17 protein-coding genes are annotated in these 21,183 nt (G+C 70.6%); 10 read left to right on the forward strand and 7 right to left on the reverse strand.

Annotation, left to right across the window (positions count from 1 at the left end):
* Positions 1 to 12: 12 nt before the first annotated feature.
* On the reverse strand, positions 13 to 1,857 hold the full coding sequence (locus ACWDGI_RS39595) for a glycoside hydrolase family 2 protein (protein ID WP_450767692.1): 1,845 nt from the start codon (positions 1,855 to 1,857) through the stop codon (positions 13 to 15).
* Positions 1,858 to 2,074: 217 nt separating this feature from the next.
* On the opposite strand from ACWDGI_RS39595, the gene ACWDGI_RS39600 reads away from it, so the two are divergent.
* The 4 genes from ACWDGI_RS39600 to ACWDGI_RS39615 all read left to right on the forward strand — a co-directional run bounded on the left by ACWDGI_RS39600 (position 2,075) and on the right by ACWDGI_RS39615 (position 6,561).
* Positions 2,075 to 3,139 carry a LacI family DNA-binding transcriptional regulator gene (locus ACWDGI_RS39600; RefSeq protein ID WP_450767694.1) on the forward strand — a complete coding sequence of 355 codons (1,065 nt, stop codon included), beginning with the start codon at positions 2,075 to 2,077 and terminating at the stop codon, positions 3,137 to 3,139.
* Positions 3,140 to 3,379: 240 nt separating this feature from the next.
* The gene (locus ACWDGI_RS39605; RefSeq protein WP_450767696.1) at positions 3,380 to 4,723 is read left to right on the forward strand and encodes an extracellular solute-binding protein; all 1,344 of its coding nucleotides are present in this window, start codon (positions 3,380 to 3,382) and stop codon (positions 4,721 to 4,723) included.
* A 12-nt stretch (positions 4,724 to 4,735) separates the two neighbouring features.
* Positions 4,736 to 5,683, forward strand: a complete 948-nt coding sequence (locus tag ACWDGI_RS39610; protein ID WP_450767698.1) for a carbohydrate ABC transporter permease — start codon at positions 4,736 to 4,738, stop codon at positions 5,681 to 5,683.
* Positions 5,684 to 5,694: 11 nt separating this feature from the next.
* Positions 5,695 to 6,561: a carbohydrate ABC transporter permease gene (locus ACWDGI_RS39615; RefSeq protein WP_450767700.1), complete on the forward strand. Its 867-nt coding sequence runs from the start codon at positions 5,695 to 5,697 to the stop codon at positions 6,559 to 6,561.
* A 285-nt stretch (positions 6,562 to 6,846) separates the two neighbouring features.
* Here the strand turns inward: ACWDGI_RS39615 and ACWDGI_RS39620 are convergent, their stop codons facing one another.
* Entirely contained in the window at positions 6,847 to 7,272 is a 426-nt protein-coding gene (locus ACWDGI_RS39620; RefSeq protein ID WP_450767702.1) for an HIT family protein, read from the reverse strand.
* Positions 7,273 to 7,437: 165 nt separating this feature from the next.
* Here ACWDGI_RS39620 and ACWDGI_RS39625 point away from each other — a divergent pair, with 165 nt between their 5' ends.
* A complete protein-coding gene (locus ACWDGI_RS39625; protein WP_450767704.1) occupies positions 7,438 to 7,914 on the forward strand; it encodes a hypothetical protein in 477 nt (158 codons plus the stop codon).
* Positions 7,915 to 8,729: 815 nt separating this feature from the next.
* Here the strand turns inward: ACWDGI_RS39625 and ACWDGI_RS39630 are convergent.
* Positions 8,730 to 9,302 carry a TetR family transcriptional regulator C-terminal domain-containing protein gene (locus tag ACWDGI_RS39630; protein WP_450767706.1) on the reverse strand — a complete coding sequence of 191 codons (573 nt, stop codon included), beginning with the start codon at positions 9,300 to 9,302 and terminating at the stop codon, positions 8,730 to 8,732.
* A gap of 181 nt (positions 9,303 to 9,483) precedes the next feature.
* Here ACWDGI_RS39630 and ACWDGI_RS39635 point away from each other — a divergent pair, with 181 nt between their 5' ends.
* A complete protein-coding gene (locus tag ACWDGI_RS39635) occupies positions 9,484 to 10,503 on the forward strand; it encodes an alcohol dehydrogenase catalytic domain-containing protein (protein WP_450767708.1) in 1,020 nt (339 codons plus the stop codon).
* 268 nt (positions 10,504 to 10,771) lie between these two features.
* Here the strand turns inward: ACWDGI_RS39635 and ACWDGI_RS39640 are convergent, their stop codons facing one another.
* Complete coding sequence (locus ACWDGI_RS39640) at positions 10,772 to 12,127, reverse strand: mycothione reductase (protein ID WP_450767710.1); 1,356 nt, start codon at positions 12,125 to 12,127, stop codon at positions 10,772 to 10,774.
* Positions 12,128 to 12,261: 134 nt separating this feature from the next.
* Complete coding sequence (locus ACWDGI_RS39645; RefSeq protein ID WP_450767712.1) at positions 12,262 to 12,861, reverse strand: TetR/AcrR family transcriptional regulator; 600 nt, start codon at positions 12,859 to 12,861, stop codon at positions 12,262 to 12,264.
* A gap of 205 nt (positions 12,862 to 13,066) precedes the next feature.
* Between ACWDGI_RS39645 and ACWDGI_RS39650 the strand changes: the two genes are divergently transcribed.
* The 3 genes from ACWDGI_RS39650 to ACWDGI_RS39660 all read left to right on the forward strand — a co-directional run bounded on the left by ACWDGI_RS39650 (position 13,067) and on the right by ACWDGI_RS39660 (position 14,502).
* On the forward strand, positions 13,067 to 13,606 hold the full coding sequence (locus ACWDGI_RS39650) for an ATP-binding protein (RefSeq protein WP_450767823.1): 540 nt from the start codon (positions 13,067 to 13,069) through the stop codon (positions 13,604 to 13,606).
* Positions 13,607 to 13,882: 276 nt separating this feature from the next.
* Entirely contained in the window at positions 13,883 to 14,122 is a 240-nt protein-coding gene (locus ACWDGI_RS39655) for a hypothetical protein (protein ID WP_450767714.1), read from the forward strand.
* A complete protein-coding gene (locus tag ACWDGI_RS39660) occupies positions 14,122 to 14,502 on the forward strand; it encodes a toxin Doc (RefSeq protein WP_450767716.1) in 381 nt (126 codons plus the stop codon). Before ACWDGI_RS39655 ends, ACWDGI_RS39660 begins: the two co-directional genes overlap by 1 nt.
* Positions 14,503 to 14,600: 98 nt before the next feature.
* Here ACWDGI_RS39660 and ACWDGI_RS39665 read toward each other — a convergent pair whose 3' ends face one another.
* Positions 14,601 to 15,500 (reverse strand): NAD-dependent protein deacetylase, encoded by a 900-nt coding sequence (locus ACWDGI_RS39665; protein WP_450767717.1) that lies wholly within the window; start codon positions 15,498 to 15,500, stop codon positions 14,601 to 14,603.
* Between the two features lie 334 nt (positions 15,501 to 15,834).
* On the opposite strand from ACWDGI_RS39665, the gene ACWDGI_RS39670 reads away from it, so the two are divergent.
* Complete coding sequence (locus ACWDGI_RS39670) at positions 15,835 to 17,628, forward strand: RecQ family ATP-dependent DNA helicase (RefSeq protein WP_450767719.1); 1,794 nt, start codon at positions 15,835 to 15,837, stop codon at positions 17,626 to 17,628.
* 235 nt (positions 17,629 to 17,863) lie between these two features.
* Here the strand turns inward: ACWDGI_RS39670 and ACWDGI_RS39675 are convergent, their stop codons facing one another.
* Positions 17,864 to 20,494, reverse strand: coding sequence for a tetratricopeptide repeat protein (locus ACWDGI_RS39675; RefSeq protein WP_450767721.1), 2,631 nt, complete (start codon positions 20,492 to 20,494; stop codon positions 17,864 to 17,866).
* Positions 20,495 to 21,183: the final 689 nt, after the last annotated feature.

The following is a 21,183-nucleotide window of genomic DNA, read 5'->3' on the forward strand; positions in this document are numbered from 1 at the left end:
TAGACCTCGTCATCACCCCTCGTCGGCCAGGGGCTTCTCCTCGGGGGCGGCCTCGGTGCCGGTGACGATACGGCGGATCGTCTCCAGTGGCAGCTTCGGCGAACCGTTCGTGTAGAGGAGGCCGTTGGTCTCCTGGGCGGTGTCCATGAACTGCGTGTAGCAGAAGCCCGCGACGATCGGGCTCGTGTGCAGCACCCCGAAGATCTCGCCGAGCAGGGCGGCGTACTGCGTGTCCGAGCTGGTCCGCGTGTAGGAGAACTCGTCCTCCTCGGCGCCCACCGAAAGACCTCCGAACTCCGTGACCATCAGAGGGACTTCACCGGCGCGGTAGCGCTCCGTCTGCCGTGCGTCGAGGGAGAGGGTCCGCCCGGCCGGGCCCGGCGAGGCCAGCAGCGCTTCGAACCCGGCGGCGTCGCCGTAGCGGCGGGTGAGCAGCTCGGGGTCGGAGGAGTAGTCGTGCACACCCATGATGTCGCTGTCGGTGTGCTCCCAGCCCTCGTTGGACATGACCGGGCGGGTCGGGTCCAGGGCGCGGGTCAGGTTCGCGAGCGCGACCGTGTAGGCCTGCTGCGCCGGGTCGTCGGCGACGTCGGAGCAGCCCCAGCTCTCGTTGACCGGCACCCAGGTGACGATCGAGGGGTGGCTGCGGTCCCGCCGCACCATGTCCAGCCACTCACGGGTGAGCAGCTCCACGGCCTCGGTGCCGTACTCGTACGCGGCCCCGGTCTCGCCCCACACCAGCAGGCCGAGCCGGTCGGCCCAGTACAGGAAGCGGGGGTCCTCCGCCTTCTGGTGGATACGGACCGCGTTGAAGCCCATCGCCTTGATCAGCTCGACCTCGCGGCGCAGTTCCCCGGTGCCGGAGTTCGCGATCAGGGTGTCGGGGCGGTAGCCCTGGTTGAGGACCGAACGCACGTAGTAGGGGCGGTTGTTGAGCAGGAAGGCGCCCCGGCCGACGCCGGCGCTGCGCAGGCCGACGTAGCTGGCGACGGCGTCGAGCACCTGGGAGGTGGCGGCGTCGCGGACCGTCACCCGCGCGTCGATCAGCGTGGGCCGCTCGGGGCTCCACAGCAGATCCTCGCGGTCGATGCCGTTGCGCAGGGCGGGCACGACGAGGTCGATGCGGCTGCGCGGGGTGCGGACGGAGGTGGTGGACTCGGCGAGCACCTCGCCGTCGTGGCTGAGGACGATCTCGACGCTGACCGGGGCGGCGGGCACCGAGGCGAGGGTGATCCCGGCCTCGACACCGCGCGTCGGGTCGGGGATCCAGGCCAGGTCGGTGACGTGCTGAGCGGAGACGGTCTCGGTCCACACGGTCTGCCAGATGCCGGTGGTCCGCTCGTACCAGACCGCGTGCGGCCGGTCCTGCCAGTCCTGCTTGCCGCGCGGCTGTGCCAGGTCGGCCGGGTGGTCCTCGGCGCGGACGACGAGGACGTGCTCGGCGGCGCCAGGGCGCAGGGCGTCGGTGACGTCGGCGGTGAAGGGTGTCTGACCGCCCACGTGCTCGGCGACCAGGCGGCCGTCGAGCCAGACCCTGGCCCGGTGGTCGACGGCGCCGAAGTGCACCAGGGCCCGGTCGCCGCCGCTGACGGCGAGGACCTCGTGGGGTATGCGGCGGCGGTACCAGACCACCGCGTGCGGCGCCGTCTCCCCGATGCCGGAGGCGGGGGCCTCGGGCGGGAAGGGCACGGTGATCTCCCGGTCGAACGCGCCGGCCGTCTCCTGGGAGAACCACGCGTCGCGCTCGCCCTGGCCGGCGTCGTCGTACCCGAAGTCCCAGACGCCGTCGAGGCTGTGCCACCGCTCCCGCCGCAGGATCGGCCTCGGATACGTCCCGTCCTGCTCGATCGCGCTCACGGACCCTCCTCCTGCCTTTTCCGGAATTCCCGGCATAGGCGTTTCTACGACTCGAAGCCCTGCCATCATGAGTGATCGTTTGCATCGATGCAAGGACCTGATGGGATGCGACGCTGAGGCGGGCCCCGGTGCGGCAGACTCTGAGGGCCTGCCGGGCGCCCGACCCGGGCCACCCGGCAGGCCCTGAGAGTGCCGGCACGACGGGAAGGAGGCCCCAGTGGCCAGAGTGCGGATGCGGGACGTGGCCGAGCACGCCGGGGTGTCGGTGCGGACGGTGTCGAACGTGGTCAGCGGCTACTCGCACGTGAGCCCCGAGACCCGCGCCAAGGTGCAGCGCTCGCTCGACGAACTGGGCTACCGCATGGACTACCTGGCCCGCGGCCTGCGCTCGGGCCGTACCGGCTTCATCGCCCTCGCGGTGCCCTTCCTCGCCGAGCCCTACTTCGCCGAGCTGGCCCAGGCCGTCATCCGGGCCGCGGGCCGGCGCGACATCACGGTGCTCGTCGAGTCGACGGCGGGCGACCGCGAGGTGGAGCGGCGGATCATCGAGGGCGGCCTGACCAATGTCGCCGACGGGGTGCTGCTGAGCGCTCTGACCCTGCCGGCCAGCGACATCGCCGCCAAGAGGCCGGACTTTCCGCTGGTCATGCTCGGTGAGCACAGCGTCGGCGACCAGTTCCCGCGGGTCGGCATCGACAACGTGGCGGCCGCGCGCACCGCGGTCGAGCACCTGCTGGAGCAGGGCTGCCGCTGGATCGTCGCGCTCGGCCGCAACGGCAGCGAGAACGGCCGCCAGCGCACCGAGGGGTACGAGCAGGCGATGTCGGCGGCCCGGGTGCGGCGGGTGAACTGGCTGGTCGTGCCGGTCGAGGACTGGACCAGGGAACAGGGCTACGCGGCCGTGCGGGACCTGCTGGAGGGCGACGGTCCGCTGCCCGACGCCATCTTCGCCTTCAACGACGCGCTCGCCGTCGGCGCGCTGCGGGCCCTGGACGCCTCCGGGGTGCGGGTGCCGGAGGAGGTCGCCGTCGTCGGCATCGACGCCATCCAGGAGGCGGCCTACACCCACCCGCCGCTCACCTCCATCGCCCCCGACCTCGACGCCATCGCCGAGCGTTCGCTGGCCCTGCTGGAGGCGCAGATGCAGCCTCCCGCGGAGCCCGAGGAGACCGATCCGGGCGAGAACGCGCAGGGGGGAGCGGTGGTGGCGGCTCCCCAGGAGGCCACGCCGTACCGGCTGGTCGTGCGGGAGTCCTCGCGTCGCGAGCCCGCCCAGGAGTGACCGGGGCCCGGCGCGCGATGTGACACCTGTCGCTGTGTGAACCCGGTCGCGGTGGACGACAGCCCGACAGGTGCAGGGTGGGATCCGGCATGTCGGACATGGTGGATTCAAGGGAGTGGGGTCGGCGGGGCGCGGCAGCGACCCGGAAGCTTCTTCCGAACGATCTATTGCATCGTTGCAAAACGTATGCGAGGGTCTGCGCCATCGAGTTCACATCGATTTAACGAGGTGAATACCCCCATGAGCGGAGCGATGGCGCGCCGACGGTTTCTGGCCCTCGGTGGTGGCCTTGCCCTGACCGGAGGGCTCGCGGCGTGCTCCTCCCCGCTCGCGTCCGGCCTGACGGGTTCGCAGCCGAACACGGCGGATGTCATCTTCTGGAACCTCTTCACCGGTGGTGACGGCGCCAACATGGTGCTGATGGAGAAGGCGTTCCAGAAGGCCAACCCGGGAACGACGGTCGAGGCGACCATCCTGGGCTGGGGCAATCCGTACTACACGAAGCTGGCACTGGCCACCGCGAGCGGCACACCGCCGGACGTCGGCATCACCCACCTGTCGCGGCTTCCGCTGCTGGCCGCCTCCGGCCTGCTGCAGCCGATCGAGCGGACCCCCCTCGGGGAGCTGGGTGTCACCGAGGACAAGTTCACCCCGGCGGCCTGGAACAACGCCACCGTGGACGGCACGGTGTACGCGATTCCCCTGGACACGCACCCCTTCGTGCTCTATTACAACGTCGACATCGCCCGCAAGGCGGGCCTGCTGAACTCCGCCGGCGACGGCCTCGTGCCCCTCAAGGGCAAGGCGGACTTCCTCGACGCGGTGAAGGCGATGAAGAACGCGGGCGGCGCCAAGTTCGGCGCGGTCATGTCGATCACCGCCGACCCGTCCACCGCCTGGCGCTTCTTCAGCATGGTCTACTCCGGCCTCGCCGGCCCGATCGTCACCGACTCCGGCACGAAGATCGCCATCGACGACGAGGCGATGCAGGAGACGGTCGCCTTCATGCAGAGCCTGACCGGCCCCGGCCTGATGCCGAAGAACCTCACCGGCGCCGGCGCCAACGCCCTCTTCAGCACGGGCAAGTCCGGCTTCCTCTTCGACGGCGAATGGCAGATCCCGTCGTACCGGGCGGTCAAGAACCTGAAGTTCAACGTGGTGCCGTTCCCGGCGCTGCTCGGCTCCAAGCCGGTGGCGTACGCCGACTCGCACGCGCTGATCCTGCCGCGCAACGACCGCGGTGACGAGACCCGCACCCGCAACGCGTCGAAGTTCGTCAAGAGCCTCCTCGACAGCAGCGCGGTGTGGGCCGAGGGCGGGCACATCCCCGCCTGGCTGCCCACGCAGCGGAGCAAGGCGTTCCTCGGCCAGTCGCCGCAGCGCAACTACGTGCAGGCCGCCTTCAACGCCCGCTACGACCCGGTCGCCTGGTACACCGGCGCCGGCTCGGACTTCCAGGGTGTGATCGGCGGCACGGTCATCGAGGCCCTCGCCGGGCGCATCTCGCCCAAGGGCATGGCGGCCTCGATGCGCTCCGCTCTGAAGCGGTACACCACGTCCCGACCGCCGGTCACGATGAAGTAGGAGGCAGTCACCATGACGACCGTCGTCTCGACGCGACCGGCACCCGCCGCAGCCCCCGCGGACCTCACCGCCGACCGGCCCACCCCGTCCGAACGCCGGGCGGGTCGGCTCCTCACCGCCCCCTTCCTCATCGTCTACCTGCTCTTCCTGGTCGGCCCCCTCCTCGTCGGCGTGGTGCTGAGCTTCTTCAACACCACCACCGTCAAGAGCGGCCTCGGTGACTTCGTCGGCCTCTCCAACTACCGCGAGGTCCTCGGCGACTCCCTCTTCTGGGAGAGCATGTGGCACTCGGTCCTCTTCACCCTGCTGACCACACCCCCGCTGGTCATCCTCGCGCTGGGTGTCGCAGTCCTGGCCTCGCGAATGCGCCGCGGCCGGCTCTTCTACCGCATCGCCTTCTTCCTGCCCTACGTCGTGCCGTCCTCCGTGGTCACCCTGGTCTTCCTCTGGATGTACACCCCGCAGATCGGCCTCATACCGAAGGCATTCGGAGCCGTCGGACTGCCGGTGCCGGACTTCATCGGCAGCACCTCGGGCGGCTGGACCGCCGTCGTCCTGATGACCGTGTGGTGGACGTTCGGCTTCAACTTCGTCCTCTTCACCGCCGCGATCCAGGACGTCCCCGCGGACGTCTACGAGGCGGCGGCCATCGACGGCGCGAGCCCCTGGCAGCAGATCCGCCACATCACGGTGCCGCTCCTGGGCCGCACCACCAGCCTGGTGCTGATCCTGCAGATCCTCGCCTCGCTGAAGGTGTTCGACCAGATCTACCAGCTGCTCGGCGGCGGGCCCAACCAGTCCACCCGGCCGGTCATCGAGTACATCTACGACACCGGCTTCACGGCCTACCGGGGTGGCTACGGCGCGGCCGCCACCATGGTGTATTTCGTCATCATCGTCGCGATCTCGGCGGCCTGGTACGGGCTGCGGCGCCGTCGCGCGACCAGCAGCGCGGCCTGAGCGGAGGACCCATGACCACCATCACCCAGCCGCAGCCCGCCGAAGCGAAGGGCGCCGTCAACGGCGCCAAGCTCTTCAACCGGCTCTGCGCCGTGTGCCTGACCCTGTTCGCCCTGATCTGGCTGGTGCCCTTCGTCTGGGCACTGATCACCTCGCTGCGCGACGACGCCTCCATCACCCAGAGCCCCACGTCGATCTTCTCCGGCGGCTGGTCGCTGGACGCGTACTCGACGTCCTGGGGCAACCATCCGATCGGTGCCTGGTATCTGAACAGCCTGGTGATCTCGGTACTCGCCGTGATCTTCACGGTGGCCTTCTGCTCGATGGCCGGATTCGCGCTGGCCTTCCTGCGCTTCCGCGGCCGGGGCGTGGTCATGGCCGTGGCCACGGCCGGCCTGATGCTGCCGACCGAGGCGCTGGTCCTGCCCCAGTTCATCGAGTACCGCTCGTTCCATCTGCTCGGCACGTTCTGGGCCCTGGTCCTGCCGTCGGTCGCGGCACCGATCTCGGTGTTCGTCTTCCACTCCTTCTTCCGCGGCATCCCCACGGCGCTGATCGAGGCGGCCCGGATCGACGGGGCGAGCTGGTGGCGCGTCTACGCCAACGTCTGCATGCCGATCTGCCGCCCGGCGGTGTCCACGGTCGCGATTCTCACCTTCATCAGCTCCTGGAACTCCTTCCTGTGGCCGCTGCTGGTCCTCAGCCAGACCAAGTCGCAGACCATCCCCGTGGGCCTCGCCTCACTGGTGGACCCCAGCAGCCCCCAGTACGCCGAGGTCATGGCCTCCTCGGTCCTCGGGTTCATCCCGCTCATCGCGGTCTTCCTGGTCTTCCAGCGCCAGATCGTCCAGGGGATCGCCACGACCGGCATCAAGTGACGCACCCGTCCCGCCGCTGCGGCGGTGCCACGTTCCGCGCCGGGAGACCCGGGCGGAAGACGGCGCCGCCGCAGCGGCGTTCGAGTCCGGAGTGCGGCCGGTTCGAGGGGCATCATCGACGCGGCGTCCTTGCGGCGGCGGTCAACGGCGGGGCGCAAGCCAGGGCGGGAGCCAGGGCGGGAGCGGGAGGCCGTGCCGGGAGTCGATCCGCCGCACGGCTCGGACGACGTCGTCGCGGCGCACGCCTTCCACGGGCCGGCTTCGTTCAGGTCCAGCGGTTCCGGCTCAGCTTCCGTGCTGCTTGCCGGCGCTCAGCGCGTCGGCGAGCAGCACGGCCGGGTCGCCGACGAATCGATGCCGCGACTGTCCGGTCGGCCAGGTGGAGATGCCGTCGTCGGGCCAGCGCGGAACTACGTGGAAGTGCAGATGGGGTACCGACTGTTCCGAGCCCGGTCCACTCGCGTTGAGGACGTTCACCCCCGTCGCGTTCAAACCCGAGCGCATGGCCCCCGCCAGACGCTGGACCAGCTCGACCGTCTCGGCCAGTACCTCGGTGGGCGTGTCGAAGACGTCGGCATAGTGAGCCGTCGGCACCACCAGGGTGTGCCCTGGAGCGAGCGGGCCGAGCGGGGTGAATGCGCAGGCGGACGGGCCTCGGGCCACCCATTGCGCACCGTCGTCGCGGATGAGCCGGCAGAAGGGGCACGACATGCGCACGACCCTGCCACAAGCCACCGGCTCGCGATGGAGAGGCACACCCCTAGCTTGCGGCGCCACAGAATCTGAGCCAGATCCCGATTTCTGACTCCACCGGGCTCCGCGGGGGTCCGCCAGGGCCGCGAGGCGCTGTCACCGGCTGGGGCTAGGGTCCCTGGTGTGAGTGACTACTACGACCTGTTCCTGGCGGTGGACCTGCCGCCGGACCTGCCCGAGCCGGTCCTTCTGGAACTGAGCTGGCTCCTCGGGCAGGGGGACAGGCCGACAGAGTTGAAGTCCACCGACTGGGAGTCATGGGGCGGTCCCTGGCAGGCCTTCGCCGGTGGCTCGGCGAGCCACTCGTTCGACGGGGCCGATGTCTCCCTGCTGGTCCGTGCCGTGGACAGGCCGAATACGGACGGCAGCGAACCGTGGGCCCTGACCGTCCGGACGTGCGTCCACGAGGACGACTTCGGGTTGACGATGGACGTCGTCGGGTGGCTTCTTGGACACGCGACCACACAAGGGTGGGTCGGGTTCGTCCGCGACTCCGGCCTGGGCCAGGTCCAACACCTCCTGCGCCGCGTGGACGGCTTCGATCTTGTCGATGTCCGCCCGGCCGTCATCCAGAGGAGCGTTCCCTGGTCATCGGGGTAGCCCGTCTCCAAGCGGGGCACGGGAAACGACGGGACAGGCCGACTGACGGTGTTCTCTGCCGGGGCTCGGCTGATGGCGGGCCGGTAGAAGTCGGTGCCGGTACCTGGGCCGGTTTCCGTGCCCGGTACGGGATATCCCATCTGTGTCAGATCCGCATCGGCCCTCGACGGACCTGTCGGTGCGGCCCGTGCGGGGACAGTCGGTTCGAGCGGCTTCGAGATACTGACGAACCGGGAGCTCTGCACCATGGGTCGGTCTCCGCAGGTGTGGGATGGGACACCTGGGTCAAGGGAGGTAGAGGTAGATGACAACCCCTTTGAACAATGGGGCGAGTTCGATGAACGGCGCGAGTTCCGTCGTCATGTTCAAGTCCGATCGGACCTTCAGAGTCTGGCGTTATGGGGTCGGACATTCTCAACTGCTCCTTCGGGCTGTTCCCGACAGCGTGGACACCGCATGCCTGGACCTGCGTTTCGAAGGTGTGAGTGCCATGCAGTTGGTCCAGCACTACAGGTCGATCGAGCTCCGCTCCGCGAGCATGACCGAGGCCGAGGAGATCCTCGGTTTCTCCGGAATCAGCGCGTCCCGCAGAGAGATCCATCTGCCTGTCGTCCTTCGATCCAGGAGCGGATCAGGGTTTGTGCTGTGCCGAAGCGTCACTGCTGAGCGCGGCGGAGAAGACCCCGTCGGATCCGACTTCGCATGCGAGGACCGCAGCGTCGTCTGGAGTAGTCGCCCACAGTCGTAGGCGGACGGCGAGACAGCCACGACGAGTGGCGCCCCGCCCAGAGCAGCCGTGACGGTGACCGGCAGGCTCAGCGCAGCACGACGTCGAACACCATGTGGAAGAACGCGTCGATGGGGGAGGAGGACTTGTCGGCGCGGGCCGCGATCAGGGCGCCCTCCCAGGCGCTGAGGACGAAGAGCGCGGTCGCCGACACGTCGAGCGAGGCGCTGACCTCGCCCGATTCCTGGGCCTCGGCAAGCACGCGCTCGATGTGCGAGGCCCACTGCTGGAAGCCGCGCTGGACCGCCGAGCGGATCTCCTCGGAGTGGTCGGCCACCTCGGCGCCGAAATTGCCGACCAGGCATCCGCGGGCGAAGCCGCTGTCCATCGTGTCCGAGCCCATGAACTCGAAGTGCGTCCGGAGCCGTTCCAGCGGAGGCCGGCCGGCCGTGTCGAGCATGTCGAAGCGCAGGCCGGTGGCATAGCGGTCGAGCGCCTCCAGGGCGCAGTCCTCTTTGCTCGCGAAGTGGTTGTAGAAGGAACCCTTCGGGGCGCCGGCGGCCGAGGTGATGTCGCTGATGCCGGTGGCGTTGAAGCCCCGGGTGCGGAACTGCTCCAGTGCCGCCTGCGCGATCTCCTCGCGCTTCGATGCGCGTGCCATTCTGATCACCTCCCTCTCAATATGTCCGGTCGTCTTGGTCACTGTCAAGCCGGGATCGCGGGGCCCGCGCGCTTACCCGGCCGGGCTTGACGCCATCTAAGACGACTGGTCATATTGAAAGTGACATCGCCACACCGAGCCCCGCCGGCCCGTGCCGGCCGGGCGGTACCAAGGAGCCCTAATGTCCACCACCTACCGAGCCTTCGAGGCCACCGGAGTCCACAACCTCCGGCTGGTCGAGCGCGAGCTGACCGACCCGGCGCCCGGACACGTCCGGCTCCGGGTGGAGACCTGCGGCGTCTGCCACACCGACGTCCTCGCCGTGGAGGGCCTGCGTGCCGACCCGTCGAGTCCGATCGTGCCCGGCCACGAGATCGTCGGCGTGATCGACGCCGTGGGGCCCGGCGTCACCGCCTGGCACCCCGGCGACCGCGTCGGGGTCGGCTTCCTGAACGGACACTGCGGGGAGTGCGAGCCGTGCCGCCGGGGCGACTTCGTCAACTGCCTCGACCAGGGACAGACCGGCACGAACATCGACGGCGGCTACGCCGAGGTGACCTACGCGCGTGCCAGCGGACTGGTCCGCATCCCCGACGGCATGTCCGCGGCCGAGGCCGCCCCGCTGCTGTGCGCCGGACTGACCACCTTCTCGGCGCTCCAGCAGGACTCCGTCCGGGCGGGCAGTCTGGTGGCCGTGCAGGGCATCGGCGGCCTGGGACACCTCGCCCTGCAGTACGCGCGCAGCCTCGGATACCGGGTCGCCGCCGTCGCTCGCGGCAAGGACAAGGAGCCGCTCGCCCGTGAGCTGGGCGCTCACGAGTACATCGACAGCTCGGAGACCGACCCCGGTACGGCGCTGGCCGACCTGGGCGGCGCCTCGCTCGTCGTCGCCACGGCGTCGAGCGGCGCGTCCATGAACCCGCTGCTGCGCGGTCTGGCCCCCGGTGGGAAGCTCGTCGTCGTGGGTGCCGCGCCCGACCCGCTGTCGGTGTCCACCGCCGACCTGATCTTCGGTACCCGGAGCATCGTCGGCAGCCTGACCGGCTCGTCGATCGAGAACGAGGACAACCTCGGCTTCACCCTGGCCCACGGCATCCGCCCCGCCATCGAGACGATGCCCTTCGAGCGGGCCATGGACGCCTACGAGCGGATGCTCTCCGGCAAGGCGCGCTTCCGCGTCGTCCTCGACGTCGCCGCCTGATCGTCCTCGCCGGGCCTGGTCCATCCCTCGCGCGGGGCCGTACGGTCACGGCGGTCCGGCCTCGCGAGCGAGGGCCGAGGCCGTCGGCCACGCCCTGCCGAGGGCCGTGCGGGTCCGCCACGTACAGGTTGCGTGCCGTGCGGTTCCCGGGGCGCGACCGTGGTGACGGCGAGTCGCGGCACCGGGTCCGTCGCCGGGCACGTGTCCGCCGGGGTGGGTGTCCACTCCGGACGGTGCTCCCTCGGTGCCTCCCGTCCGCCAGGCCTGACTACAGGTCCAGCAGCGCCTGCTCGACGGCCTCCGTCAGAGCCGGGTGGATGTACAGGACGTCGCGCCCGATCCGGTCCACCGTCAGTCCCAGGGACATGGCCTGGATCAGGGGCTGGATGAGCGTCGCGGCCTGGGGCCCGATGATGTGCGCGCCCAGGAGCATGCGATCGGCCGGACTCGCGAGGAGTTTGACGAAACTGGTGGTGTCCTCCAGGGCCCACCCGTAGGCGGTCTGGGCGTAGTCGCGAACGCTCACCAGGTGGTCGATGCCGCGCCGCCGCGCCTCCTGTTCCGTGAGACCGACACTGGCGATCTGCGGACTGGTGAACACCGCGTGCGGCGCCACCTTGTTCGGCAGCGTCCGCCCGTCCTGCGGGTGGAGGATGTTGTGCCGCACCAGTCGCGACTCGGCGTTCGCCACGTGCTTGAGCTGGAAGTGGTTCACCGCGTCGCCGAGTGCCCACACCCCGGGCACGGACGTGCGGTAGGTGTCGTCGGTGACGATGTGGCCGTGTTCGTCCAGCTCCAGCCCGCCGTCGACGGCTCGCAGCCGGTCCGTGTTGGGCCTGCGGCCGACGCACACCAGCAGCATGTCGGCCTCGACGGCGTGTTCACCGTCCGGATCCGCCACCACCGCCGCCACACCGTCCCCCTTCGGTGCGGCCGAGGTGATCTCGGCGCCGAGCAGCACACGGTGCCGCTGTGAAGCGAGCTCGGTGAAGCGCTGCGACACCTGCTCGTCCTCCGCCATGAGCAGGCGTGGCCCGCGCTGCACGATCGTGATGTCCACGCCGAACGAAGCGAAAACGTGGCCGAACTCGGCCGCGATGAAGCCGCCGCCGAGCACCAGCATGGACGCGGGCAGGGCGTCGATCCGCATGATCGTGTCCGAGGTGTGGAAGGCGACGGTGTCGAGGCCGGGGATGTCCGGCACCACCGGCCTCGACCCGACCGCGACGACGAACGTCTCGGCGGTGATCCGCTCCGTCCCGACCTCCAGCACCTTCGGGGCGACGAAGCGGGCCGCCTCGGTGAAGACGTCGACGCCCTGGCCTCTGCGGTACTCCACCGCACTCTCGTGCAGCGGATCGATGCGGTCGAACACGCGGTCCCGGACGGACTTCCAGTCGACGTGCGCGACGCTCGCGTGGACGCCGAGGCGCCGTGCCGCCCGCGCGCCCTCGGCGGCGTCCGCGGCGACGACGAACATCTTGCTCGGTATGCACCCCCGGTTCAGGCACGTGCCGCCGAAACGGTCCGGTTCGACGATGGCGGTCCGCAGGTGATCGAATTCCTCGGACAGCAGCATGTTGCCGCTGCCTGCCCCCAGGATGACGAGATCGTAGTGCCGCATGTCTTCCACCTTCCGTGGGCGGGACACCGGCCTCGCGCGGCATGGCTGTGAGCGTGCGGTCCTGCTGATCACAATTCTGTCCGCATGCGCCGCTTTCCACCACTGCCGGACGTGAGGGCGCCTGCGCAGAGGTGTCACGCCGTGGTCTGCCATCCGGGTTCCAGGCTGTCGAGGAGGGCGTGGAAGGCTTCGTGGGCGCGGTCCCAGTGGCCGTCGGCCAGCGGGGCGATCAGCAGGCCCAGGCAGGCGTCGGTCAGGAGGGTGGCCTGTGTGCGCGCTCGCTCTTCGGCCATGCCGAGGTCGCGGAAGACGGAGGTGTACAGGAGGGTCCATTCGGTCACGATGTCGCGCATGACGTGCCCGTAACGGCCAGGGTGGAGCACGCTGGCGCTCATGATCTCGAAGTAGAGAGGGAGTGTGGCGCGTACATCGGGGTCGCTGAACCGTCGCCACACCTCCTCCACGAAGCGGCGCAGGTCCGCGGGGCTCGCGGGCGAGCCGATGGTCTTCAGCAGTGCGCGGGTGCGCAGCAGGGGCCGACGCTCGTAGATGTCGAGGGCCTCGGCGACCATCCGCTCCTTGGTGCCGAAGTAGTAGAGGAGCATACGGTCGCTGGTGCCCAGGGCCTTGGCCAGCGGTCGCAGGGACAGGTCCGCGACGCCGTTGCGCACGACGTACTCGCGGACCCGGTCGAGAAGGTCGCGTCGCTTGGCTGGATCGGGTGGGCGAGGCATGGGGGGCTCCTGGGGTCGCGCGGCCGAGCATTCCGCGCTGTCCGTTATCAGGTCATTCGCGAGGTATTTACTGTAGCGGGGGTTACGTCTATATTTGAGATGTAGCGAGTGCTACGTGCAGGGGCCTGGCGTCTGCCTGGCACGTTCACCCCGGCCGGCTGGCCGGCCGTCAGCGAAGGGACTGATCCCCGTGGCCACCTGGGTCATCGGCTACCGCATCGCCTTTCACCGGGGAGCGCGGTCCTCTCGCGCCGCTGCACCGTCGCGGCTCGCCCGACAGTGGGCTCTGTGGTCCCGCCTGCTCGCACCGCTGCGGCCGTTTGACGCACCACGTGGCTGTGCCACCGCCTGGGACGCCTCCTGGCCCCTGCAGCGGGAACTGACCTCCGTGCGCCAGGCCCGACGTCTGGTGACCGCGCAGCTGGGCGACTGGGCTGTGGGTGAGCTCGCCGACACCGCCGAGCTGCTGGTCAGCGAACTGGTCACCAACGCTCTGCGGCACACGCGCGGTCCGCTCAGGCTCAACCTGCAGCTGCGCGACTCGCGCCTGCTGTGCGAGGTCGAGGACACGGAGTCCACCAGCCCCGCGCGCGGCGCCGCCGACCCGGATGCGGAGAACGGCCGGGGCATCGAGCTCCTCGACCTGCTCGCGGACGCCTGGGGCAGTGTCCGGACCGCCACCGGCAAGACCATGTGGTTCGAGCTGCAGGCCGAAAGTCATCCTCGTGAGACGCAGGCGCCGTGATGACGGTGGCCCGCGGCAGTCGCGGTCGGCCGAAGTCCCGAGGTGGCGCTGCCGACGAGTAGGCACGACCGGGAACGGAGAGCACGGCCCACGCGAACGCATCGTGCGCGAACGGTCGGACAGGGTCTGGCGTCGGCCAGCTCCGGAGCCCGGGACCAGGTCCGACCGTTGCGTTCCGCGCTGACCGTGCGCAGGGCCACGATCGCGATCAGTGCCGGCGGGGCAGGTCCGGTATCGCGCTTCACGGACAGGCACCTACTAGGTACCATCACAGGTATGCCATCCCTGAACGTGTCCTTCACTGAGGAAGAACTCGAAGGTGTGCGGGCTGCGGCCGCCGCAGAGGGCAAGAGCCTCAAGCAGTACCTGCACGACCTCGGAATCCGCGAAATGCAGCGCAAACAGTTCGTCGCGGGCGCCACCGAATGGGCGGAGCGGCTGCGCGGCGAGTTCGACGAGGCCTTCCCCGACGAAGTGCCGCCCGCCGAGCGCGGCGACGGGGTCGCGGCCGCCTGATGCCGCCTCTCTACATCGACGTCTCCTGGCTGCTGGACATCCAGGAGAACGCGCTCGGCCACGACGACCTGACCGTGGCGGACTACTCCGCGCTGGTCGCCGCCGTCGCCCGCCACAAGACCCGGATGCCCACCCTCGCGACAGCCGACCCGGACACGGCCTGGCGCGCCGCGGCCCTGCTGCACACGATCGTGCGCCTGGAGCCGCTCCCGCACCGCAACAGCCTGTACGCCGCGTTCATCACCGCCCAGTACATGGCGCAGGCCGGCGAAGGCATCGATCCTCCCTACGGTGCCCTGTCGGACCTGGTCCGCAAGGTCCGCGACACCCGTATCAGCGTCCAGGACGTCGCCGACCAGCTGCGCCACTGGAAGCTGTAGCACCGGCGCTGGTGCGGCATCGACAAGGCGGTCGCGGCCTGCTGATCTCTGCCGTTCCATCCATCCGGGGAAACGGCTGCGGATACCCGCCGGGCGCCTCAGTCCGCAGGCCCACCGCCGACCGGGACGCCCAGCCGGTGGGCCACGGTGGTCAGGGCCGGCCCCAGGGGGAGCGCGACCCGGGTGAGGGCGTGCGGGTCGCCCCGGGTCGGGTCCTGGTTGACGATCACCACCGGCTTTCCCTCCTGGTGCGCCTGGCGGACGAACCGGAGCCCGGACATCACCGTCAGCGACGAGCCCAGCACCAGTAGCGAGGACGCCTCACGGACCAGCCGTCGGCAGTGCTCGACGCGCTGTGGCGGCACCGCCTCGCCGAAGAACACCACGTCCGGTTTGAGTACGCCGCCGCAGTCGGCGCAGGGCACGACGCGGAAATCCCCGACCTGCGCGTCCGTGAGGTCGGCGTCACCATCCGGGTTGATCCCGGCGGCCACCGGATCGAAGCCCGGGTTCTCGGCCTCCAGCCGTCGGGCGAGTTCGCGGCGCGGGCTGAAGGCGCCGCAGGAGAGACAGACGACCCGGTCGAGGCTGCCGTGGAGTTCCACGACGCCCTCGCTGCCGGCGGCCTGGTGCAGGCCGTCTACGTTCTGGGTGATCACACCCGAGACGTGGGCGTGCCGTGCGAAAGCGGCCACGGCCCGGTGCCCGGCGTTGGGGACGGCCCGGCCGAAGGTGCGCCAGCCGAGGTGGCTGCGCGCCCAGTAGCGGCGCCGCGCGTGGGCGCTGCCGGTGAAGTCCTGGTAGGTCATCGGGGTGTGCCGGGTCAGGCTCCCGCCCTTGCCCCGGTAGTCCGGGATGCCTGATTCAGTGGAGATGCCCGCGCCGCTGAGCACCAGCACACCGCCGGTGCTCAGCGCGTCGACGACCGGTTGCAGGTCGGTGGTCCCCGGCGGCAGATCCGCGGCGGGGGTCCAGCTCAGGGTGGGGCGCATGCGCATGCCGCCAGGGTACGGAGTCGGCGGCGGCTCGGGGCCGGCGCAGGTGGGGGCAGGACGACCACGTCGGCCGGCTGAGGCGCTCGGTCAAGCCGGGGCGGTCGCCGGTGGCGCGGCAGGACGACGGGGTGGGCCGGGGCGGACGATCCCTCGGTGAACGGTCATGGCGGCGGCAAGACGAACGCATCCGAATCGCATCAACGGTCGGATACCGGGCGCTGCGAACGTGCCGTGAGGATCTTGATGGGGGCGACCGAATCGTGTGAGGCGATATACCGGCGAACCGGGGTAGCCGCCAGACACACGGCGGTTGGACGCCCACCCTTCAAGGAGAACCATGTTCGCACGCACGTCCCGTCGTCTGCGCGGCACCGCCCGTCGGGTCTTCGGCTGGCAGCACCTGCGTCCGGCCCAACTGGCCGCGATGAAGGCCGTGATGAAGGGGCGTGACGTACTCGCCGTCATGCCGACCGGCGCGGGCAAGTCCGCCGTGTACCAGGTGCCCGCGGTCCTGCTCGGCGGTCCGGTCGTGGTCGTCTCGCCGCTGATCGCGCTGCAGCGGGACCAGATGCAGAGCCTGCTCGGATCCGGCGCGTTGCGCACCGCCGCCATCAACTCCGCGCAGCGCCAGAGCGACAACGAGACGGCATGGGCCCGCATCAGCGCCTCCTCGGTCGACGTCGTCTTCCTCGCTCCCGAGCAGCTCGCCAAGCCGGATGTCACTGACCGGCTCGCTGCCGTCCGGCCCCGGCTGCTGGTGGTGGACGAGGCACACTGCGTGTCGTCCTGGGGACATGACTTCCGGCCGGACTACCTGCGGCTGCGCCACGCGCGCGAGCGGCTCGGCAACCCGCCGGTGCTCGCCCTGACCGCGAACGCGGCGGCCCCGGTCCGCCGGGACATCGCCGAGCGTCTCGGCATGGACGACCCGGTGGAGATAGTGGCCGGCTTCGACCGTCCCAACATCCACCTCGACGTGTCGACCTTTCAGGACGGAGCCGCCAAGGAGCGGTTCGTCGTGGAACGGGCGGCCGTCGAGGAGAAGCCGGGGATCGTGTACGCGGGGACGCGACGGGCCGCGGACAGCTACGCCGCGCAGTTGAGCGGCCTCGGACTGTCCGCCGCGAGCTACCACGCGGGCCGGTCCGCCGCCGAACGCGGCCGAACCCAGGACCGGTTCAGCTCCGGTGAACTCGACGTGGTCGTGGCGACCTCGGCGTTCGGGATGGGCATCGACAAGGCGAACGTTCGGTTCGTGATCCATGCGTCCGTCCCCGGCTCGCTCGACGCCTACTACCAGGAGATCGGCCGGGCCGGCCGCGACGGGGCACCGGCCAGGGCGATCCTCGCCTACCGCCCGCAGGATCTTGGCCTGCAACGCTTCTTCGCCGCCGGCGCTCCCGACGCCGACGCGGTGCGCCGCGTCGCCAAGCGGCTGCGCGGCGAGGAGGGCGCCGTGGGCGCGACCCGGCTCCGGGCCGACTGCGAACTCGGCGCGACGGCACTGTCCGCCGTGCTGAACCTGCTGGAGGAGGCCGGGGCCGTCCGTACCGGACGGGACGGCAGCCGCTTCACCGGCGCCGCCGGCGCCTCCGCGGATGACGATGTCGACGCCGCTGTGCAGAGCGCCCTCGCCGTCCACGCCACGCACCGCAAGCTCGAACAGTCCCGGGTCGACATGATGCGCGGGTACTCCGAGACGACCGACTGCCGACGGCGGTTCCTCCTTGGATACTTCGGCGAGTCCGTCCCCGTCCCGTGCGGGGCGTGCGGGAACTGCACGGCCACGGTGGCCAAGCCTGCGAGCGGGCCGAGGCGCCAGCGGTCCGGAGACGGACGGCCGTACAAGGCGGTTACGCGGCAGCGCCGGTGGATCCGGGCCGGTGCGCGCGCGGGCGCCTCCGCGGGTGCCGGCCGGGCGGCGGAGACGACCGCACGATCCACGGCCGACGACCACGCCTACCTGCCTGGCGTCCGCGTGCGCCATGACCAGTGGGGCCGGGGCGAGGTCATGAGCGAGGGCGACGGCAAGATCACCATCCTGTTCGAGTCGGTCGGCTATCGCACCCTGTCGCTGGCCGTGGTGACGGACAGACAGTTGCTCGCCACGTTGCCCGACTCACCGCGCTGACGCCGGCCCGCGCGTCCCGGACGTCGAGAGGCGGCTGTGCTCGGCCCTGCTCGGCCCCGCGGGACGGCCGCTCGCCGCCCGCCTGGAAGCCGCCCGCGACGATCCGGCGCAGGCACCGGCTGCGGTGGTGGCCCTCACGGCCGTGGCGGAATCCGCCTCGGTGGACGTCGTAGTCCGCCGGACGGGCCGACTACGGCGGCCGGTCACCCACGTGTTGTGCCTGCCGTTTCTTTCCTCACGCCGTCTCCGGGCGCCGGTGGCGATAGCGGGACAGGAGCTCTCGGGCGGCCGCTGCGAGAGGCGCGTCCGCGGGCAGCACAGCGTGGATGTCGGACAGAAGCCGATCCAGCTCGGCCACGGCAAGGGGCAGGGCGGTGTGTCCCGTTTCCCCCAGCCTGCGGGCGTGGTTGTACCGCGCGACGAGCAGGTCGGGATCGTCCGCGGGCAGCACGCGCGTCATGTCGGTGAGGAGCCGGGCGAGTTCTGCCGTGGCCCGGTGGGGGTCGCCGGCTTCTCCATGCCAGAAGGCGAGGTCCTGCCGGACCGCGAGGAGCCGGCGATCGTCCTCGTGCAGTGCCTGGAGCATGTCCGGCTGCAAGGCCTCCAGGGCTTCGGCCGCCGCCTGCGGATCTCCCGACCTGCCCCGCCAGTGGGCGAGCCTGTGCCGGGTGACAAGAGTGTCCGGATGGAGTTCGCCCAGAACCTGTTCCCTCCTGGGAACCAGCTCGGCCAGCTCGGCGGCCGCCCCTGGGGCGTCGCCCGCCTCCCCGAGCCGGCGGGCGTGGTCGTTGCGGGCGCCGAGCGTATCGGGATGGTCGGGACCCATCACACGTTCGAGGTCCGGGAGGAGGTCGGCGAGCGCTGCGGCGGCGCTTTGCGCGTCTCCTGTTTCCCCTCGCCAGCGGGCGAGGCTGTGACGGGTGGCGAGGGTGTTGCGGTGGTCCGCGCCCAGTGCCCTCGTCATGTCGGGCAGGAGATCGGCGAGTTCGGCCACGGCACGGTCCGGTTCCCCTGCCTCTCCCCGCCAGCGGGCGCGGTCGTGCCGGGCGGTGAGGGTGCTGATGTGGTCATCGCCGAGGACACGCCCGTAATCCGCCAGCAGTTCGGCGAAGGCGGCCGCGGCCCCCGCGGCGTCACCTGCCTGCCCCCGCCAGTAGGCCAGGCTGTGCCTGAGGCCGAAGGTCTCGGAGTGATCAGCGCCCAGCGTACGCTCCATCCGGGGCAGCAGTCTGCCGAGCGCGGCTACGGCGCCGGGGGCGTCTCCCGCCTCTCCCTGCCAGTAGGCCAGGTAGCCGCGTGCGATGAGGAAGTCCGCGTGCTCACGGCCCAGATGCCGGTCCACGGAGCGTGCCAGTTCCTGGAAGTGGTCTCGGGCCTCAGCGGCCCGGCCGACCCCTCCGAGGCTGGTGCCTGCCCTGAACAGCACGGCGTGCGCGTCCGGGGTGTACATGGCGCTCTCGGCACACTTGGCGAGGGCGCCTGCGTTGGAGCGCAGCGCGGCGGCCAGTTCCATGTCCCGTTCACCGCCGGGCCACACATCCAGCAGTGCGTCGCCCGCGTCTCGGGCGCACCTGGTCCTGTCCCGGTCGGAAAGCCGTTCCGTCACGGCCCGCTGGATCAGCTGGTGGACGCGCACCACCCGGCCGCTGCCTCGGGGGTCGTATTCGACGAGGCTGAACTGGCGCAGGTTCGCCAGGGCGTCGGCGGCATCCCCGGCGTCGGCGATGTCCCGCCGGTGCCCGGCCCCGTCCGGGCGAGCGGTGTGGCCGGTCAGATGACGCCGGGCAGGTGAGCTCAGCAGGACCGGCTCGGGAATGCCGTTCGGGTCGAGCATGCCGAGCAGGTGGAGCATGGGCCGGGCCAGGCCCTGGGGCGGCTGCTGGTCGGCGAGGTCGATGGACAGGTCCCAGGCCGCCGCCACGGTGAGGGCCTGGTCATCGGGCAGCCCGGTCTCGGTGGGCATCACGTCGGCGAGCGATCTGGTCCGGTTGGCCAGACGCGCGCGGTAGGCGGCACAGTCGAGCCCCCGGTTGACCATGTAGGGGACGGCCTGCGACAGAGCCAGAGGCAGCCGGCCGAGGTCTTCGGCCAGTGCCGCCAGCTCCTGCGCCGTGTCACGCATTCCATGGCGGGCGAGTTTGGCCGTGAAGTACGCGACGGCTTCCCCCGGCGTGAACCGGTCGACATCGATTCGGCCGCGTCCACCGCTCAGAAACACGGCATCACGATTGCGGGTCGTGACCAGGGTCCGCCCGTGCGGGACGTCGGGGGGCCACAGATCCCGCAGGGCACGGACATGGGGGACATCGTCGATCACCACCAGCCACCGCGCGCCCAGCAGCGCCCGGCCGGTACCCGGTGCCTGCTTCAGCCATGCGCGGAACAGCGCGACTGCTGCCCGGGGATCATCGCGCCCCGCACCCAGCAGTCCGGCTGCCGCGGCCGCGAAGGCGTCGACGACTGCCGAGCGCGAGGTGCCGTTCACCCACACCAGCACGTCCACCTCGCCCTGATCACAGACACCTCGGGCGTACTGGGCGGCCAGCTGGGTCTTGCCGACTCCGCCCGTCCCGCACACGACGTACTGCCGCGTCCCCCCGGCGCGCGCCGGCCGCTGCAGCCAGGCCGTCAGCTCGGGCCGGTCCTGGTAGCAGTCCGCCCGAGCGGGCACCACGCCGAACTCCCCGCGCACCGCGCGTCCCCGACCCGGCCGGCCCCCCTGACGCCGTTCCCAGGCCTCCCTGCGCAACGCCTGCCATTCGGCCTCGCAGTGCCGCGGATATTTGGCACCCGACTTCTTCCCGGCCAGGCGGGCCAGGACACCGACCAGCGCCGTCAGAGCGTCCTTGTTCCGGTCAGAGGGCACGGCCTTGCCGCTGACCCACTCATGAAGGGTGGCAGCAGATGCACCGCATGTCTTCGCCATGGTGTGGACGCTCGGATTGCCCGCCGCCCGGTACAGAGCTTGAAGATCCAACGTGAACTGACCGACCACAGGTTCGTCCGGCTGCGTCACCACGCCCACCCCCGATGCCACCGGTGTCCGGTCCGGACCGGATGACAACCGGACGCTATCGCAAGGACGCTGACCTGGGCAGACGGCCAACAGGCCATTCCGATCGCTTTCCCGAAGCGTCCGCATCTGAGGTCATGGCACCACCGAGCACCCGCTCGGCTCGCCAACCAGACCGGAAGACGTCCCGCCCGCACGCGTGGTGACACCGGTGAACGCGCCGGACGAAACGGCCGGCCACAGAGACTCGTCGCGTACCCGCACGAAAGCGCCAGGAGAGTTACGGCCACGCCCGCTCTCTCCGCCGTGCGCCGCCCGTCCTCCACCAGTCCCTCTGGGAGAGCAACACGCCCTGTTCGAAACCGGAGTCCCCCGTGCCCGCGGTCTTCACCCACCTCCTCGTCCCGTCGTCCGGCGGGCTCGCCCTCTGCGCGTTCGTCATCTGGCGTCTTTTCCCGGACGGGCTCACGGGAGTGCTGCGAGAATGGTCGGACTACCGCACGGCAGCCCTGGCGCGAAAGCTGGCCGCCACTGCCCAGGAC

Source organism: Streptomyces sp. NPDC001220 (assembly GCF_053597895.1).

Bases quoted from the DNA above. Each gene is read 5' to 3' on its own strand.
- ACWDGI_RS39605 (WP_450767696.1), top strand. From the start codon at position 3,380: ATGAGCGGAGCGATGGCGCGCCGACGGTTTCTGGCCCTCGGTGGTGGC.
- ACWDGI_RS39610 (WP_450767698.1), top strand. From the start codon at position 4,736: ATGACGACCGTCGTCTCGACGCGACCGGCACCCGCCGCAGCCCCCGCG.
- ACWDGI_RS39615 (WP_450767700.1), top strand. From the start codon at position 5,695: ATGACCACCATCACCCAGCCGCAGCCCGCCGAAGCGAAGGGCGCCGTC.
- ACWDGI_RS39620 (WP_450767702.1), bottom strand. From the start codon at position 7,272: ATGTCGTGCCCCTTCTGCCGGCTCATCCGCGACGACGGTGCGCAATGG.
- ACWDGI_RS39630 (WP_450767706.1), bottom strand. From the start codon at position 9,302: ATGGCACGCGCATCGAAGCGCGAGGAGATCGCGCAGGCGGCACTGGAG.
- ACWDGI_RS39635 (WP_450767708.1), top strand. From the start codon at position 9,484: ATGTCCACCACCTACCGAGCCTTCGAGGCCACCGGAGTCCACAACCTC.
- ACWDGI_RS39640 (WP_450767710.1), bottom strand. From the start codon at position 12,127: ATGCGGCACTACGATCTCGTCATCCTGGGGGCAGGCAGCGGCAACATG.
- ACWDGI_RS39645 (WP_450767712.1), bottom strand. From the start codon at position 12,861: ATGCCTCGCCCACCCGATCCAGCCAAGCGACGCGACCTTCTCGACCGG.
- ACWDGI_RS39655 (WP_450767714.1), top strand. From the start codon at position 13,883: ATGCCATCCCTGAACGTGTCCTTCACTGAGGAAGAACTCGAAGGTGTG.
- ACWDGI_RS39660 (WP_450767716.1), top strand. From the start codon at position 14,122: ATGCCGCCTCTCTACATCGACGTCTCCTGGCTGCTGGACATCCAGGAG.
- ACWDGI_RS39665 (WP_450767717.1), bottom strand. From the start codon at position 15,500: ATGCGCATGCGCCCCACCCTGAGCTGGACCCCCGCCGCGGATCTGCCG.
- ACWDGI_RS39670 (WP_450767719.1), top strand. From the start codon at position 15,835: ATGTTCGCACGCACGTCCCGTCGTCTGCGCGGCACCGCCCGTCGGGTC.